Raw genomic sequence first — 17,004 nt, 5'->3', positions numbered from 1 at the left:
GGCCGAATCGGCTGTTCCGCATCCGGCGGAACTCATCGCGAACGCATAGCGGTATCAGCAGTCTCAGGGGGTAAAGCATGGCCGCGAGGCCACTTGTGGCGCGGCAGCCGAACGAACGGTTGCAGGCGCTCATCCAGGAAGCCGGCTGCTCCAACGCCGGGTTGGCGCGCCGAGTGAACATGTGCGGCGCCGAGCACGGACTGGACCTGCGTTACGACAAGACGTCCGTAGCCCGCTGGCTGCGCGGCCAGCAGCCGCGCGGCCGGGCCCCCGCCGTCATCGCCGAGGCCCTCGGCCGCAAGCTGGGCCGTACGGTGACGATCGACGAGATCGGCATGGCCAACGGCAAGAACCTGGCCTCCGGCGTCGGGCTCCAGTTCTCCCCGACCGTGCTCGGCGCGATCGAGCAGGTCTGCGAGCTGTGGCGCAGCGATGTCGGCCGGCGCGACTTCCTCAGCGGCACCTCGGTGGCGTCCTCCGCGCTCGTCGAGCCCAGCCGCGACTGGCTGATCACCGCCGCCGACGCGCAGGTCGCCAGGAGCGCGGGGGCGCGGGTCGGCATCGCCGACGTCGAGGCCGTCCGGGCCACCACGGAGGCCCTCGTCGAGCTCGACCACCGCTACGGCAGCGGGCACGTCCGCCCGGTGGTGGTCCACTACCTCAACAGCGTCGTCTCCGGCCTGCTCGCCGGCTCGTACCGGGAGGCGGTCGGGCGCGAGCTCTTCGCGGCCGTGGCCCGGCTGACGGAGCTCGCCGGCTACATGGCCGTCGACACGGGCCAGCCCGGGCTCGCCCAGCGCTACTACATCCAGGCGCTGCGGCTCGCCCAGGCGGCCGGCGACCGGGGCTACGGGGGGTATGTGCTGGCCGCCAGCATGAGCCACCTCGCCGCGTCGCTCGGCAACCCACGGGAGATCGCGCAGCTGGCGAAGGCCGCGCAGGAGGGGGCGCGGGGGCATGTGCCGCCCCGGGCCGAGGCGATGTTCTACGCCGCCGAGGCGCGCGGCCACGCGCTGCTCGGCGACGCGCGCTCCTGCCAGGTCGTCGCGGGCCGGGCCGTCTCCCGGCTCGAAGCCGCCGACAGCGGCCGGGAATCGGGGGACGAGCCGCCGTGGATCCGCCACTTCGACCAGGCGTACCTCTCGGACGAGCTGGCCCACTGCCACCGTGACCTGGGCCAGGCCGAACCGGCGCGGCGCCACGCCGAGGAGGCGCTGGCCGCGCACCCGACGGGCCGGGTCCGCCGGCGGGCGATCGATCTACTGCTCCTGGCCACGGCGCATGTGCAGCAGAGGGAGGTGGAGGAGGCGGTCGCCACGGGCAGCCGGGCCCTGGAACTGCTGGGCACGCTGAGGTCCAACCGGGGCGCGGAGTACCTGGACGACTTCCAGCAGCGGCTGGAGCCGTACCGGGACGAGCCGGTGGTACGGGAGTTCGGCGCACGAATGGAGATGCAGGCGGCGTAGTCGGATGCCGGGTGGGCTGATTTCGGCCCGTCCGGCGTTCGAGGACACCGCGGGAAGCGCGGTACCGGCTCGCAGAGGGGGCGTTTCGGGGCGAACGGGCGGCACATGGGCCGACCGGACGCGGGACCCGGTAGCGTGAGCCGCCGGTCCCGTAAGTCCCGTTACAGCCTGAGGAGTCCCGGTGACGCAGAGCGGACAGGGAAACGAGCCGCAGCGCCCTGCGGCCCCGCCCGCGCCGCCAGTTCGGCCTGCCCCCGATTGGGGCACGCCCTGGCCCACGGCCGGTGCCCCTCTCCCGCCGGAGAACCCGCCGCCGGGTGGCGGGGCCGGCGCGCCCGCGATACCGCCCGCGATACCGGAGATACGCGAGATATCCGATATACCCGGCACGGGTCCTGGGCACTCAGGACCCGAATCCGCTGCGGAGGCCACGCAGTTGCTGCCCTCGCACCCGGGCACTCCGCCGGCCTTCGGCGACCCGCCGGCTTTCGGTAACCCACCTGCCTTCGGTAACCCGCCTGCCTTCGGCGGCCACGGTGGTCATGCTGCCTATGGCGCCCACGGGGACGCGGAGGCCACGGCCTTCCTGCCGCCCATGACCGGGGCCGGCGCCGAGGCCGCCACCCAGTACCTCCCGCCCGTCACGGGCAACGCGGGCCCCACGGGTCCCACGGGCCTCATGCCCGCCGAAGCGGCCACGCAGTACCTGCCGCCCGTCCCCGGCGCGGACTCCGCCGCCGCGACGCAGTACCTCCCGCCCGTCGTCAACGAGCGCGACGACGAGTCCGCCCCCGCGCACGCGGCGAACGCCGAGGCCGCGACCACCCTCATGCCGCCCGTCCCCCCGGCAGGGGCCGACCCGGCCGGGGCGATCCCGGCAGCCGCGTCCTCACCCGCCGCGGGCTCCCCTTCCGTCCCGCCGCCCGCCGAGCCCACCACCTCCACCCCCACGCCCGCCACTCCCTTCTCGGTGATGGCCCGGCCCGGGGAGCGGCCGCCGCCCGCCGAGTTCGACACGCTGTTCCGCTCCGCGACGCCCACACAGCAGTTGCCGCCCGTACCGCCGGGCGGATCCGTGCCCGCGCCCTTTCCCGGGCAGCTTCCGGGGCAGTTTCCCGGGCAGCCGCAGGCGTCCCACGGTGTCGGCGGTGGGTACGGCTACCCCCCGAGCCCGCAGGGTCACACGGGCCCGCAGGGTCACCCGGGCCACCAGAACTCTCAGGGACCCCAGGGCCCTCAGGGCCACCGGGCCGGCCCGGGCATGCCGGGCGTGCCCGGCCCCCCGGCGGCACCGCGCGGCGGCCATGACGCTCCCCGCCCGGCGGGCCGCAAGAAGTCCCCGGCCGTGGTGATCGCGGCCGTCGTCGCGGGCTGCGCCGTCGCCGGGCTCGGCGCGGGCGCGCTGCTCAGCGGCGGGGACGACAACGGCGGCGACCGGCAGAACGCCGCCGCCGCGAGCCCGGCGACGAGCGCGCCCCCCGCCTCCGCCCCGCCCAAGCCCGCGGACACCCCCAGCGCCACGCCCTCGCCGTCGGCCAAGACCGACGACCCGGCGGCGGCGCAGGCCAAGGCGCTGGACGCGCTGCTGAAGGACAGCAACAACAGCCGGGACGCGGTCATCAAGGCCGTGGACTCCACCCGGAGCTGCAAGGACCTCGACAAGTCCGCCGCCGATCTCACCGCCGCCGCGGGCGACCGCAACGCCCTGGTCGGCCGGCTGGGGCAGACGCCCACGGACAAGCTGTCCAACAGCGCCGCCCTGACCGCCCAGCTGACGAAGGCGTGGCAGTCGTCCGCGTCGGCGGACAGCCACTACGCGGCCTGGGCCCGTCAGGCCAAGGACAAGAAGGGCTGTGTGAAGGACCACGCCCGGCCGACGCGCGACAGCGTCGACGGCGACCGGGCCAGCGCCGACGCGACGGCCGCGAAGAAGAAGGCGGCCGACCTGTGGAACCCGATCGCACGGCAGTACGGCCTGACGCCGCACGACTGGACCCAGTTGTGAGCGCCGGGGCGCCGTGAATGCCGGGGCCGGGCCCCGGCCCGGCGCACGGGAACGTACGATCGATTGTTGTGCAGGGTTCAGAGAAGTCTTCCCGTCGCGGCCGCCGCTCGACCACCATGGGCGGTATGCCGCTCAATGACATGCCGTGGTGGCGCTGGCGTGCGAACGTGCGCTCGGCGCTGCACATGCTCTCGGACCCGGTCTTCCAGCAGGAGTGCTGGGTGGCGGGCCGGGAGGAGTACGGGGATCTGACCGACGCCGTCTACCGCCTGGTCGAGGACACCTGGCTGGACAACTGGTCGGCCGAGAAGTACGTCGGCACGGTCTTCCGGGACTCGGGAGAGGCCGCGCTCGTCGACGTCGCCGTGCTGCGCGTGCTGCGGATCATGCACCAGGTCGGGGCGGACGCGCCGGTGTCCGCGTATCTGGAGCACCACGGCTGGCCGGAGGCCGTCCGCGCCGCCCGTGAAGCGCATGTGCGAATGGCCGTGGGCGACGGCCACGACCCGGACGCTCCGCCGCCCCCGCTGGCGGTGCTGGAGCTCGCGACGAGGTACTGACGCGGCTCGCGACGAGGTACCGACGGGTACTGGCGGGCACCGACGAGGTACCGCCGAGGCGACGGGGCGCCTACGGGCATCGGCAGGGTCCCGGGTATGCGACGCTATTGGGCTATGACCACCGAACAGCCCCAGCAGTACGTCCTCACCCTCTCCTGCCCGGACAAGCAGGGCATCGTTCACGCGGTGTCCAGCTATCTCTTCATGACCGGCTGCAACATCGAGGACAGCCAGCAGTTCGGTGACCGCGACACGGGCCTGTTCTTCATGCGCGTCCACTTCGGCGCCGAGGCGCCGGTGTCGCTGGAGAAGCTGCGGGCCAGCTTCGCGGCGGTCGGGGACTCCTTCCAGATGGACTGGCAGATCCACCGGGCCGACGAGAAGATGCGGATCGTCCTGATGGTGTCCAAGTTCGGGCACTGCCTCAACGACCTGCTCTTCCGCTCCCGGATCGGCGCCCTCCCGGTGGAGATCGCCGCGGTGGTCTCCAACCACACGGACTTCGCCGAGCTCGTCGGCTCCTACGGCGTCCCCTTCCATCACATTCCGGTGACGAGGGAGAACAAGGCGGAGGCCGAGGCGCGGCTGCTGGAGCTCGTCCAGGCCGAGAACGTCGAGCTGGTCGTCCTCGCCCGCTATATGCAGGTCCTCTCCGACGATCTCTGCAAGGCCCTGTCCGGCCGGATCATCAACATCCACCACTCCTTCCTGCCGAGCTTCAAGGGCGCGAAGCCGTACCACCAGGCGCACGCGCGCGGTGTGAAGCTGATCGGTGCCACCGCGCACTATGTGACGGCCGACCTCGACGAGGGCCCGATCATCGAGCAGGAGGTCGAGCGGGTGGGCCACCAGGTCACCCCGGAGCAGCTCGTGGCCGTCGGCCGCGACGTCGAGTGCCAGGCGCTGGCCCGCGCCGTGAAGTGGCACAGCGAGCACCGCGTCCTGCTGAACGGCACCCGCACGGTCGTCTTCGCGTAACTCCGTCCCTGCCTCTCCCTCGGCCCGGGCGGGCCGGGGGAGGGTTCAGGAACGGGTCAGCGGCGTGTCACAGCCGTGACAGTGATGCCGCCGCGTACAGGACGTCGCGCACGGCTTCCGCGTCGCCGAGCGAGCCCGCCGCCGCTTCCTCCGGCGGGATATGGCCCGCGGCCAGCCGGCAGAACTCGACCCCGTCCAGCGCCACATGCGCCACCTCCCCCTCGGGTGTACCGGTCGCCCCGGGGGAGTCCAGGGCGATGTACCAGTGTCCGCCACCCCGCCCCTCGATCTCCAGATGGAGCGCACGACCCGGTGTCCCCGCCGCCACCAGAGTGCGCGCCGGCGGTGCGAGGCCGGCGCGGCGCCGGGCGGCTATCGCGCCGGGCAGCAGCCGGGCCGCCAGGTCGATCATGCCGTTGAGGTGGGTCGGCGACGGCGGCGCGTAGGGGTAGTCGACCGCCTCCGCGATGTCCCCGGCGTGCGTCCAGCACTCGAAGGCCCGGTCCAGGAAGGCGTCGCGCAGCGGCAGCGCGAACGGCCCGTAGTCCACGGACAGCTCCGCCGCGGCGCCGCCCGCGAAGGACACCGTCCGTACCAGTGCCTGCTCCTGGTCGCGCCACGCGGCCCGGACCGACGCGGGCGTCCGGTCGGCCGCGTCCGCCGCCCACAGGGCCTCCGTCCGCTCCTCGGGCGACGCCCCGCGCAGCGGGTCCGCCATGCCGAGCACGCCCGCCACGACCGTGTCCACCGCGGTGAGATGGCCGATGACATCCGCCACCGTCACCTCGCGCGCGGCGGCGGAGCGCCCATCGAACCACTCGAGGCGTACCGGGGCCCGCCACTCCGCCTCGCCGATGTCACGCAGCAGCGCGTCGAGCCGGGACGCCTCCGCTTCGTAGGGAGCGGCCCACTCGGGGACCGGTATCCGCGCGGGTCTGCGGCTGAGCGCCCCGGCCAGCACCCGGCCGCGCAGTCCCGGGTCGAGGTCGAGGCTGTCCTCGGGGTGGAGCAGCGCGACGGCGTCGCGCAGCCGGACGGCCTCGTCGGCGCAGGGCGCGCAGTCGGTCAGATGGGCCTCGACGGCGGCGGTCTCCTCGGGCGAGCAGGCTGCCAGCGCCCAGGCGCCGAGCAGTGACTTGAGCAGTGGGTGGGAGCGGACGAGCGGGGTCGCGGCCCAGCCCGCGCCGTCCTCCACGGCGGCGCGCTGCGGAGGTATGCGCGACCCGGGCACACCGTGCCAGCCGTTCTCGCCCGGTCGGGGTGCCGTGCTCATCGCAGCGCCGCCCCACCGCCGGGCGGCGAGACCGCGCGTGGCCCCTCATGGGCCGTGGACAGCAGTTGTAACCCCAGCCGGAGTCTGCGCCGTGCCTCGTCCTCGGTGACGCCGAGCCGTACGGCGGTCTGGCGGTAGTCGAGGCGGCGGAAGTAGGCGAGATCCAGTGCCGCCCGCAGGGGCGCGGGCATGGACGTGACGATGTAGTCCGCGCGGGCGGCGGCGCTCGCGGCGCGCACCTTCTCCTCGATCTCCGCCGCCGGCCGCTCCTCGTCGGCCTCCGTGCGCCGCAGCCTGCTGACGGCGTGCCGGTGGGCCAGGCCGGCGATCCAGGAGCGCAGGGAGCCCTCCCGGGGGTCGAACTCCTCGGGGTGCTCCCAGATGTGGCCGAAGACCTCGCGCGTGACGCGGTCGGCCCCGGCCACGTCGTCCAGAACGCGGTGGGCGAGGCTGTGCACGAGCGAGGCGAAACGGTCGTAGAGCTCGCCGAGGGCCGCCGCCTCGCCGTGCGCGAGGCGCTGCTGCATCCTGCGGTCCCAGCGCGGTGGCGCGTCGTTCGTCATTGGCCCGGCCCCCTTAGTACGCACTGCTGTACGCCCTCACGCCGAATGTAACGGGCGGCTCCGACACCGCACGAGTGCTTGGGGTGAATCCCGGAAAGGCGCCGTCTGATCCATGTCGCGTGTGGTATTGGGGCGGTCACTGTAAGTGCATGATCCATGGATGTGGCGATCGGGGTCGATCGTACGTGCACGAATGTGCCGATGTGTTATGCGGGTGTGACCGGATCTATGGGGAGGAACGGTTCGAGCTGGGCATAGGCTCAACAGTGGTCGGCTTGTACCGCGTACGAGACCGCGGTGTTTCACTCGGCGCCGCACGGGGGAAGCGCCAGGCAGCCATACCGCGGAAGGGTCCATTCCATAGGAACGACAGACCGAGTGAAGGGGCTCGAGCGCGTGACGTTGAAGGTGGTGGAGCACGAGCGGGGGGACTGGGCCGTGCTCCGGGTCTGCGGCGAGATGGATCTGGTGACCTCCCCAACGGTGCGGCAGCACGTGCACGAGGCTGTCGCGGACGGGCGGCGGAGTCTGGTGCTCGACCTCGCGGAAGTCCGGTTCTGCGACTCCAGCGGCGTGGGCGTGCTGATCGCCGCCCGCCGGCTGATGCGCTCCTGCCAGGGGCGGCTGCGGCTGATCCTGCCCGCCCAGGGCGCGGTGGACGGCTCCCACGTCAACAGGGTGCTCGCCGCGCTGGGGGTGCGCAGGCTCTTCGAGGTCTACCCGGACCTGGACAGCGCGACCGAGGAGAGCACGGACCCGCTGTCGGCCTGACGTCAGCTTGACGTGTCATCAGGCCGCCCCACCGTTCCATCGGACGGGGGAATGGTTGCATCGTCAATAATCTGCCGGACCGTGGCACCGGCACGGGTGATTCAGCGATCGGTCGACTGATTCAGCGATCCGTCAGTCTCAGCGCTCCGTCAGCGGGAAGCGGGCCCGTACGGCGAATCCGCCCTCGTCCGTCGCACCCGCCTCCAGCGTCCCGCCGAGGCTCTGCGCCCGCTCGCGCAGCCCCACCAGGCCATGGCCCCCGCCGGGCAGTTCCGGAGCCGGTACCGCCGCGTCCGCCGGGCCGTTGCGGACCTCGACCATCAGCTCCCCCGGCTCCTCCGAGACCCGCACCCGCGTCTTCGACCCGGGCGCGTGCTTGCGCACATTGGTCAGCGCCTCCTGGACCGTGCGGAACGCCGCCCGCTCCACGGCCTCCGGGCGCTCGGCGCCCGGGTCGGAGCCGTCCTCGAAGGCGACGTCGAGCGCGCTCAGCTCGATCAGCCGGGGCAGGTCGGAGAGCCGGGGCTGCGGGGTGAGCTCCTCGGTGTCGGCCCCGGCGGCGCGCAGGATGCCCACCATGTGCCGCAGTTCGTCCAGGGTCCGCACCGACAGCTCCCGGATCGTCCGGGCGCCTTCGCGGGCCGTGGCGTCCCCGGTGCTGATCTGCACGGCCCCCGCCTGGAGGCTGATCAGGCTGACCTGGTGGGCGACGACGTCGTGCATCTCACGGGCGAGCCGCGCGCGCTCCGTGGCCAGCACCCGGTCCGACAGCAGCCGGTCCTCCCGGGCGCGGCTGCGCGTCAGCTCGTCGAGCCGGGCGACCAGCTCCCGGCGGGCGCGGGTGAGCAGCCCGAAGGCGATGGGCGTGGTCGCCACCACGATCGAGTCGAGCAGATTGACGCCCGCCTCGCGACGGTCGGCCAGCGCCAGGTCGGACACCGGGTACGGCAGGAACTGCGCGGCGGCCATCAGCAGTCCCGCGCCGCCCAGCAGCCACTTGTCCGCGCGCGGCTTGGCCGTGCGCCGCACCGCCAGCGTGTAGAGCGCGAACATCGGCGCGATCCAGATGTACGCGTAGTACATCCCCGGCAGCGTCGCCAGGAAGACCGGTGCCGGGAACCGGCGCCGCCACAGCAGCGCCACCGCCGCCGACAGCGACACCCACAGCGAGAACCGGGGCGTGACGCCGTTGACCAGCAGCGCGTCCCCGGCCGCGAACAGCGCGGGCCCCACCACCGCCACCCAGTCGGGCACCCGGGAGGGCAGGGAGACGCGCCACGGCGGCATCGTCACGGCCGTCCGTTCCCGGTTCCCCCGCCCGTCCCGGGGGACCCTCCGCGCGCGCCCGGGCCCGTGCTCACCAGCCCCGCCCGGTCGGCGACGATCGCGGCCTGGACGCGGTTGAGCCCGCCCAGCTTGCCGAGGACCGCGCGCACGTGGTCCTTGACCGTGCTGGGCGCCAGCCCCATCCGCTCGGCGATCTGCGGATTGGCCAGCCCCGCGCCGAGCAGCCCCAGCACCTCGCGCTCGCGCGGGGTCAGCCCCCGTACGGCCTCGGCGGCGGTGCCCTCGGCCTCCGCGGCGAGATAGCCGCCGATGACCGCGTGGGTCACCCCCGGGTCCAGGACGCTCCCGCCGCCGGCGAGCGTGCGCACGGCCCGCACCAGCTGCTCGGGGTCGGTGTCCTTGAGCAGGAAGCCGGCGGCACCCGCGCGCAGCGCGGCGGCGAGGTACTCCTCGGTGTCGAAGGTGGTGAGCATGGCGACGCGCGGCGGGTCGGGGGCGGCCCGCAGCGCGCGCAGCACCGTCAGGCCGTCGACGTCCGGCATCCGGATGTCGAGGAGTACGACGTCGGGGGCGTGCGCGGCGACGGTGGCCACGGCCTCGCCGCCACCGCAGTCCGCGACCACTTCGATGTCCGGGGCCGTGCCCAGGATCATCCGCAGCCCGGACCGGACGAGCTGTTCGTCGTCCACCACCGCCACACGGATCACCGTCCGCTACCTCTTCCCTCGTCCACCGGGGCCGTCGGCGACCCCGCCCCTCCAGCCTGCCGTACCGGCGGCGGCCGCCGGAGCCCAGGGCTCCGCCCGCGGGCCGGACGACCCCCGCCGACCGGCGGGGGGCGAACCGGGACCCGGGGCGGATGGACCTTCCGGGACCCGGGCGGCAGAGTGCTGTCCATGCTGCACCATGCGGGGGCGGGACGCCGGTCCCGCCGCCGGGTGCGGCCCACGGTCGCAGGCCGCCGCACCCCCCGGCGGCGGCCTGTCCGCCCGTCTCCTACGGGACGGGGTCCGGGGCGGAGCCCCCCAGGTGTCAGATCCGCCCGACAGGCCACTGCGGCGGCGCTTTCGGCGCAGGCCCCAGCGTGGTCGTCCCCGGCGCCGCCCGGTGCCCCAGCCCTGTCCGGTACGCGTCGAGCGCCGCCTCCGTCCGTCCCGTGCGCCGCAGCAGATCGCCCAGCAGCCGGCACAGGTCCGCGAGGTCGCCCGCCGCGCCCGTGCGCTCCAGCAGGGACAGCGCCGCGCAGTAGTGCTCCTCGGCGGCGTCCGTGTCGCCCCGGTCCTCCGAGATGAGCCCCAGCAGCCGGTGCGCCCCGCCCGCGTGGACGGCGCCCCGCTCGGCGCCGAGCGCCGTGGGCGCGAGCAGCGGGCGCAGCAGTTCCGCCGCCTCCGCCGCCTTCCCCCGGCGCCGCAGCACGTCCGCGAGCTCCACCTCCACCTGCACGGTGAACAACACGGCCCGCTTGGAGGCCAGCATGTCGCGGGCGGTGCGCAGCTCGCTCTCGGCCTTGCGCAGATTGCCGTCCTGCGCGTGGACGTAGCCGCGCATCCAGTGGCAGTGGGCGAGTTCGGTCCGTATGTGCAGCTGCTGGTAGAGCTCCTGGGCCTTGGCGAGGGAGGCGTCCGCGTCGGCGATGCGCCCCTCGGCGATGAGGCTGCGGGCCACGCCCCGGTGCATGGCGGCGACGAGCGCCGGGTCGTCCACCTGGGGCGCGAGCGCCAGCGCGAGCTCGGCGGCGTGCGCGGCGCGTGCGTGCGCTCCCATGTCCATGTAGGGCGCGATGGAGGCGGTGTAGAGGAGGAGCAGGGCGTCGGGGTCGTGCATCCCGGAGGCGTTGAGCTCGTCGAGGGCGGTCTCCAGGAGGTAGCAGGCGTAGCGCAGTTCGCCCGCGAGGAGGTGGGCGACGGCCCGGCCGCGCAGGGCGGGCACGCGGCGCGGCAGCGGCTGGTCGGCGAGGAGGGTCTCGGCATCGGCGAAGAGATCGCGGGCGGCGGTGAGGTCGCCGCTCTCCAGCGCGCAGTCGCCGAGCCCGAGGACGGCGGTGGACTCCTCGTTCACCAGTGAGAGCGCGGCCGCCTCGGCGCGCAGGGCGCGGAAGAGCGCGGCGGCGTCCTCCGCGTCCCCGGTGGCCAGGGTGCGCCGGGCGTCCGTCAGCCGCATCCGCAGCTCGGTGGCAAGGTGAGGCGGCCGCCCGGTGGCCAGTTCCTCGACGGTGGTCCCGAGCCGCCCGGCAAGATGGCGCAGGGCGGTCTCGGAGGGCCGGACCCGGCCGGCCTCCAGGGTGGAGATGTACGCCGCCGTGTAGGCGGGCTCGGCCAGTTGCTTCTGGGTGAGCCCTTTCTCGGTCCGCAGCCGCAGGACGCGGCGGCCGATGTCGGAGGGCTCGTCCGCCCGTATGCCGTGGGTGCTGTTCTCGGCCACTTCCGCCCCTCGGTACATTGCGCCGTGATCCAAGCCGTACGTTAAATCTGCTTACGTGAGGATGTAATCGTGCCGCCTGTGCCGTCCGTGCCGCCCATACCGAAGACCACCGGAAACGGTGACACCACGAACACCGGGCCCATCGAGGATTCCGCGGCGGGCACGGCCCGCCAGCCCGGCCTCGTCATGACCGACCACTTCTTCGACGTGCCGCTCGACCACGCCCGTCCGGGCGGCGAGCGGATCCGCCTCTACGCTCGTGAGGTCGTCGCCGCGGGCCGGGTCCGGGAGGGCCTGCCCTGGCTGGTCTTCCTCCAGGGCGGGCCGGGCTTCCCCGCCGGCCGTCCCGTGGGCCGGGAGAACTGGCTGGGCCGCGCGCTGGAGGAGTACCGCGTCCTCCTGCTCGACCAGCGGGGCACCGGCCGCTCCACCCCCGCCAACCGGCAGACGCTGCCCCTGCGTGGCACCCCCGAGCAGCAGGCCGCGTACCTCGCCCACTTCCGGGCCGACTCCATCGTCCGCGACTGCGAGTACATCCGGCCGCTGCTGACCGGCGGCCGGCCCTGGAGCGTCCTCGGGCAGAGCTTCGGCGGTTTCTGCGCGGTCACCTACCTGTCGTACGCGCCGGAGGGCCTCGCCGAGGTGATGATCACCGGCGGACTGCCCTCGCTGGACGCCGACGCGGACGCCGTCTACCGCGCCGCCTACCCGCGCATGGAGCGCAAATCTCTGGACCACTACGCCCGTTACCCGGGCGACGAGGCGGTGGCCCGGCGCATAGCCGAGCACCTGGCGGAGACGGAGGAGACCCTCCCGGACGGCTCCGTGCTGACCGTGGCGGCGTTCCAGCAGCTCGGCATCCTGCTGGGCACCGGCGACGGCTCCCACCGGCTGCACTACCTCCTGGAGGACGCCTTCGTGCCGACAGCCGCCGGGCCGCGGCTGTCGGACGTCTTCGGCGAGCAGGTCGCGGCGGTGCTCTCGCGCACCGCCAGCCCGCTCTACACCCTCCTCCATGAGGTCATTTATGCCCAGGACGGGCGCGCGACGCACTGGTCGGCCGAGCGCGTCCGCGCGGAATTCCCGCAGTTCGAACGTCACTTCGAGCCGGAGGGGCGTTTCCTCTTCACCGGCGAGAGCGTCCACCCCTGGATGCTGGAGACCCAGCCCGCCCTCCGCCCCCTGCGGCGCACTGCCGAACTCCTCGCGGAGCGCGAGGGCTGGACCCCGCTCTACGACGCCGACAGGCTCGCCCGCAACACGGTGCCGGTGGCGGCGGCCGTCTACCACGACGACCTCTACGTGGACACCGAGCACTCCCTGCGCACGGCCCGTTCGATCGCGGGCCTGCGGACGTGGGTCACGGACGAGTACGAGCACGACGGCGTGCGCGCGAGCGGCCGCGTGGTGCTGGACCGGCTGCTGAGGCTCGTCCGGGACGAGGCGTGATCACCCCTCGGTAGCGGTCCCCTTCGTTTCCCGTCACATCCATTGTCATGAACCTCCCGAGCCTCTACGTTGAGCGGCGCCTTAACGCGACTTAACTCGCCACTTAATCGGCGGGTTTCAGTTCGGGAGGAACCCCCCATGCGCACGTACAGACGAATATCCCTGGTGGCGGGCGCTGCCTTAACGGCCGCGCTCGCCGCCACGGCCCCCCACGCTTCCGCCGTTGGCGCCACGCCGGCACCCAAACCCACCCAGCGGGTGGAGTACTTCACCGAGCCCGGCGGTCACCCCCACCACAGGACCGTCCCGGCGTCCCCCGCCCCGGGCCGTTCGCTCGCCCCGGCCCCGGCCGTCAAGGGCGACGGCGCCGTGACCTCCGTCGTCAACAACGGTCCCGTCGGCAGCAAGCTCGACGTCGTCTTCATCGGCGACGGCTACACCGCCTCCCAGCAGGACGCCTTCCACGCGGCCGTACGCGCCAAGTGGACGAAGATGACGGCGGTCGAGCCCTACGCCTCGTACCGGAACCTCTTCAACGTCTGGGCCGTGGACGCCGTTTCACGCGACTCCGGTGTCTCCGGCGACCCGGGGAAGGACGTGAAGCGGGACACCGCCCTCGCCTCGGGCTTCTTCTGCGACGGAGTCGAGCGGCTGCTGTGCGTCGACACCGGCAAGGTCGAGTCGTACGCCGCCAAGGCGCCCGCCGCCGATCTCGTGGTGGTGCTCGCCAACTCCACCAAGTACGGCGGGGCGGGCTACAACGACGTCGTCTCCCACGTCGGCTACGACGGCATCGCCACCGCCTCCTCCGACAACGATCGATCCGACCAGATCGCCGTCCACGAGACCGGTCACTCGCTGGGCAAGCTCGCCGACGAGTACCAGTACGACGAGTACGGCACCTACACCGGCGCCGAGCCCCGCGACGCCAACATCAGCACGCTCGACGCGGGCAGGATGGCCGCGCAGCGAACCAAGTGGTACCGCTGGCTGGGTCAGTCGTCGCCGGACGGCGGCACGGTCGGGTCCTTCGAGGGCGGCGGGTACTACCCCAAGGGCCTCTTCCGTCCCACGGAGAACTCGATCATGCGGTCGCTGGGGCGGGAGTTCAACCTCCCCGGCCGTGAGGCCATGATCGCGGGCTTCTACCGGCACGCGAGCGTGCTGACCGCCGGCGACGGAATGGCGGCCGCCGGTTCGACGGTCGGGCGCGGCACGCGCGTGGGCGTCCGGCTGCCCGCCGCGACGAGCACCGTGCACTGGTACCTCGACGGCCGCGAGGCCGTCTGGTTCCGGGGGAAGACCGCGGTCGTGCCGGCCGCACTGGGCGTCCCTCGCGACGGCCGTGCGCACACGCTGACGGCCCGGGCGGTCGACCGTACGGACGCGGTACGCGACCCGGAGCTGGCCAAGCGGCTGCGCGGCGAGCTGTCGTGGAAGGTCGTCGGCTGAGGCGAAGTGCTGACGTGGTCCTATGAGGGCCGCGCGTCCGCGTCGAGGACGTGCGAGCCCTCATAGGCGTGGGCGAGCCGGGAGAAGCCCAGGTCGAGGGCTTCGGTGGCGGCGGCGCGCACCCGCTCGACGGGCTCGTCCGCCACGAGGGCGGTGTGCAGGACGTCGTAGGCCCGTTCCCCGGCGGCGACGGCCAGCGCGGCGAAGAGCTCCAGCTCGGCCCGGCTGGCCCGCGGGGCCCGTGCCGTCAGCGCCTCGGTGAGCAGCCGCTGCCGCTCCCGGCCCATCGGCAGATAGCCGCTCATCAGCGCGGGGCTGCCGCGCAGCACCCGGGCGAAGATCCGCCCGGTCTCCAGCCGGTCCGGGGCGAGGACCAGCTCGATGCCGTGGGCGTAGAACTCCCGCAGGCCCGCCATGAGCTCGGCGCCCGTCCGGGTCGGGGCCACCGAGTCCGGCAGGCCCTCCCGGAACTCCTCGCGGCGGCTGAAGAAGATGTCCTCCTTCGACGCGAAGTGCGTGAAGACCGTCGCCGGCGCCACGTCCGCCTCCGCCGCGATTCGCGTGAGCGTCGCCGCCTCGAAGCCCTGCTCGGCGAAGAGCCGGAAGGCCGCGTCGGAGATGGCGCGACGGGTCCGCTCCCGCTTGCGGCCGCGCATCCCCGTGGCGGGCGATGCGCCGGGGGAGGGGCTGCCGGCGCTGGTCGTGGCCTTTGTCATGACGCCAAGAATAACCACCGGACAAGCAGAAGTAGAGGTGCTATATTTTTGTAGTCGCTCTAGTTTCGATGCTCCCGATGGGGTGAGATCGCCCGCATGCACACCGCCACCACCCCCCAGCGGACGGAGGACGGCCTGCCGGCCGCCGCCGGCCCGCGCTCCACCGCCGCGATCCTGGCCATCGCCTGCGTGGCCCAGTTCATGGTCATCCTCGATGTGTCGATCGTTAACGTGGCGCTGCCGTCCATGGGGGCCGAGCTCCACCTCGACGGCGCGGGCCAGCAGTGGATCGTCAACGCCTACACCCTCGGCTTCGCCGGGCTGCTGCTGCTCGGCGGCCGGCTGGCCGACCTCGTCGGCACCAAGAAGGCCTTCCTGACCGGCGTGGCCGCCTTCACCGCCGCCTCCCTCGCCGGAGGTTTCGCCACCGACGGTGGCCTGCTGATCGCCGCCCGCGCGGTACAGGGCGTCGGCGGCGCCGTCCTCGCGCCCGCCACCCTCACCCTGATCATGACGACCTTCACCGAGCCCGCCGCCCGCACCCGGGCCATGGGCGCCTGGAGCGCCGTCATGGCCGCCGGTGGCGCCGTCGGCGCCGTGATCGGCGGCATCCTCACCGAGTACGCGGGCTGGCGCTGGGTGCTGTTCGTCAACGTCCCCATAGGCGTCGCCCTGCTCGCCGCCGCGCTCGCATACGTCCCGGCCTCCACCTCCGGCCAGGGCGGGCTCCGCCGCCTCGACCTGCCCGGCGCGGTGACCGTGACCGCCGGGCTCACCGCCCTCGTCTACGGCATCGTCGCCAGCGAGACCCACGCCTGGGGCTCGCCGCAGGTGTGGGGGCCGCTCGTGGCCGCTGCCGCCCTGCTGGGCGCCTTCGTCGCCGTCGAGGCCCGCGTCGCCCATCCGCTCGTACCGCTGCGCGTGCTGCGCCGCCGGGCCGTCGCGACGGCGAACCCGGTGGTCGTCGTCATCGGCGCGGCCATGTTCTCGATGTGGTTCGTGCTTTCCCTCTACTTCCAGCGCGGCCTCCACTACAGCCCGATCCGCGCCGGCATGTCCTTCGTGCCCGGCTCCCTCGCGATCATCCTGGGCGCCCGGATAGCCACCCGCTTCATCGGCCGCACCGGGCCGCGCCCGCTGCTCGTCGGCGGCATGGCCCTCAGCACGATCGGCTTCCTCTGGCTCTCGCGTGTCGACGCGAGCGGTGGCTACACCACCGACGTCCTGGTGCCGTTCGTACTGGCCACCCTCGGTACGGGCCTGGCCACCATGCCCGCCACGGTGGCCGCGACCGCCGGCGCCGACCGCGCCGAGGCCGGGCTCGCCTCGGGCCTCGTCAACACCTCCCGGCAGGTCGGCGGAGCCGTCGGCCTCGCCGTCGTCGGCACCGTCGCCGCGCACGTCACAGCGGACCGCCTCGCCTCCGGCGCGCACGACGCCGCCTCCGCGCTGGCCGCGGGCTACGGCAGGGGACTGCTGGTCGCCGCCGCGTTCACCGCGTGCGCGGCGCTCGGCGGCCTCGCCCTGCCGGGGCGGCCGGCACGCCGGACTTCCTGACCACCTCGTTCCACCGGTTCCACTGGTTTCACCGGTTTCACCGATCCTCAGCCGAAGGAGCAGTCATGGCAAACGAGTTGAACCACATCATCGTCCACGTCAAGGACCGCCGGGAGACCGCGGCCTTCGTCGCGGGGCTCATGGCCGCCGAGGCCCCCCGCGACTGGGGCCACTTCACCCAGATCACCAGCTCCAACGGCGTCGGCATCGACTTCTGCGACGACCTGGTGGCACCGGACGACCTCAACCCCAGTCACCTCGCCTTCCTCGTCACCGACGGGGAGTTCGACGCGATCCTCGCCCGGATCACCGAGCGCGGGCTGCCCTACTTCCCCGACCCGCTGATGAGGGCCGAGGTCGAAGGCACGATCAACCACGAGTACGGCGGCCGGGGCCTCTACCTCCGCGACCCGGGCGGCACGGTCGCGCTGGAGTTCATGACCACGCCGTACGGGGAGGAGTGGACCGAGCGCCCGACGCGCCGGTCGGAGGTCTGAGGGCCCGGC

15 protein-coding genes are annotated in these 17,004 nt (G+C 73.5%); 9 read left to right on the top strand and 6 right to left on the bottom strand.

The annotated features are described in order from the left end of the window. Nucleotides 1-77: 77 nt before the first annotated feature. From RM609_RS16775 to purU, 4 genes are all read left to right on the top strand, one after another. A complete protein-coding gene (locus tag RM609_RS16775; protein WP_311611695.1) occupies nt 78-1,466 on the top strand; it encodes an NsdA family TPR-like regulatory protein in 1,389 nt (462 codons plus the stop codon). A 595-nt stretch (nt 1,467-2,061) separates the two neighbouring features. Next, nucleotides 2,062-3,471, top strand: a complete 1,410-nt coding sequence (locus tag RM609_RS16770; protein WP_311611694.1) for a hypothetical protein — start codon at nt 2,062-2,064, stop codon at nt 3,469-3,471. 116 nt (nt 3,472-3,587) lie between these two features. Beyond that, nucleotides 3,588-4,031, top strand: coding sequence for an SCO4402 family protein (locus RM609_RS16765; protein ID WP_311611822.1), 444 nt, complete (start codon nt 3,588-3,590; stop codon nt 4,029-4,031). Nucleotides 4,032-4,145: 114 nt separating this feature from the next. After that, complete coding sequence (gene purU, locus RM609_RS16760; protein WP_311611692.1) at nt 4,146-5,009, top strand: formyltetrahydrofolate deformylase; 864 nt, start codon at nt 4,146-4,148, stop codon at nt 5,007-5,009. Between the two features lie 67 nt (nt 5,010-5,076). Here the strand turns inward: purU and RM609_RS16755 are convergent, their stop codons facing one another. Further along, a complete protein-coding gene (locus tag RM609_RS16755) occupies nt 5,077-6,282 on the bottom strand; it encodes a maleylpyruvate isomerase N-terminal domain-containing protein (RefSeq protein ID WP_311611691.1) in 1,206 nt (401 codons plus the stop codon). After that, complete coding sequence (locus RM609_RS16750) at nt 6,279-6,845, bottom strand: sigma-70 family RNA polymerase sigma factor (RefSeq protein WP_311611689.1); 567 nt, start codon at nt 6,843-6,845, stop codon at nt 6,279-6,281. The genes RM609_RS16755 and RM609_RS16750 overlap by 4 nt, the downstream gene beginning before the upstream one ends. Nucleotides 6,846-7,241: 396 nt before the next feature. On the opposite strand from RM609_RS16750, the gene RM609_RS16745 reads away from it, so the two are divergent. Continuing rightward, complete coding sequence (locus RM609_RS16745) at nt 7,242-7,616, top strand: STAS domain-containing protein (RefSeq protein ID WP_311611687.1); 375 nt, start codon at nt 7,242-7,244, stop codon at nt 7,614-7,616. A 138-nt stretch (nt 7,617-7,754) separates the two neighbouring features. Here RM609_RS16745 and RM609_RS16740 read toward each other — a convergent pair whose 3' ends face one another. The 3 genes from RM609_RS16740 to RM609_RS16730 all read right to left on the bottom strand — a co-directional run bounded on the left by RM609_RS16740 (nt 7,755) and on the right by RM609_RS16730 (nt 11,324). Further along, entirely contained in the window at nt 7,755-8,903 is a 1,149-nt protein-coding gene (locus RM609_RS16740) for a sensor histidine kinase (protein WP_311611821.1), read from the bottom strand. 2 nt (nt 8,904-8,905) lie between these two features. Next, nucleotides 8,906-9,610 (bottom strand): response regulator, encoded by a 705-nt coding sequence (locus tag RM609_RS16735; protein ID WP_311611686.1) that lies wholly within the window; start codon nt 9,608-9,610, stop codon nt 8,906-8,908. 325 nt (nt 9,611-9,935) lie between these two features. Then, entirely contained in the window at nt 9,936-11,324 is a 1,389-nt protein-coding gene (locus RM609_RS16730; protein ID WP_311611684.1) for a helix-turn-helix domain-containing protein, read from the bottom strand. A 186-nt stretch (nt 11,325-11,510) separates the two neighbouring features. Between RM609_RS16730 and RM609_RS16725 the strand changes: the two genes are divergently transcribed. Together RM609_RS16725 and RM609_RS16720 are read left to right on the top strand one after the other, a co-directional pair. Further along, nucleotides 11,511-12,773, top strand: a complete 1,263-nt coding sequence (locus RM609_RS16725) for an alpha/beta fold hydrolase (protein ID WP_311611819.1) — start codon at nt 11,511-11,513, stop codon at nt 12,771-12,773. Between the two features lie 138 nt (nt 12,774-12,911). Continuing rightward, complete coding sequence (locus RM609_RS16720; protein WP_311611683.1) at nt 12,912-14,225, top strand: M64 family metallopeptidase; 1,314 nt, start codon at nt 12,912-12,914, stop codon at nt 14,223-14,225. A gap of 20 nt (nt 14,226-14,245) precedes the next feature. Here RM609_RS16720 and RM609_RS16715 read toward each other — a convergent pair whose 3' ends face one another. After that, on the bottom strand, nt 14,246-14,941 hold the full coding sequence (locus RM609_RS16715; protein WP_311611681.1) for a TetR/AcrR family transcriptional regulator: 696 nt from the start codon (nt 14,939-14,941) through the stop codon (nt 14,246-14,248). A 96-nt stretch (nt 14,942-15,037) separates the two neighbouring features. On the opposite strand from RM609_RS16715, the gene RM609_RS16710 reads away from it, so the two are divergent. Both RM609_RS16710 and RM609_RS16705 read left to right on the top strand, forming a co-directional pair. Continuing rightward, nucleotides 15,038-16,498 carry an MFS transporter gene (locus RM609_RS16710; RefSeq protein WP_311611678.1) on the top strand — a complete coding sequence of 487 codons (1,461 nt, stop codon included), beginning with the start codon at nt 15,038-15,040 and terminating at the stop codon, nt 16,496-16,498. A gap of 65 nt (nt 16,499-16,563) precedes the next feature. Next, nucleotides 16,564-16,995 (top strand): VOC family protein, encoded by a 432-nt coding sequence (locus RM609_RS16705; protein WP_311611676.1) that lies wholly within the window; start codon nt 16,564-16,566, stop codon nt 16,993-16,995. The last annotated feature ends 9 nt before the right edge of the window (nt 16,996-17,004 follow it).

This window comes from Streptomyces hesseae, assembly GCF_031845785.1.
Classification (GTDB): domain Bacteria; phylum Actinomycetota; class Actinomycetes; order Streptomycetales; family Streptomycetaceae; genus Streptomyces; species Streptomyces hesseae.
The sequence above is the reverse complement of the archived record's forward strand: the minus strand, read 5'-3'. Positions and strand labels throughout refer to the sequence as shown.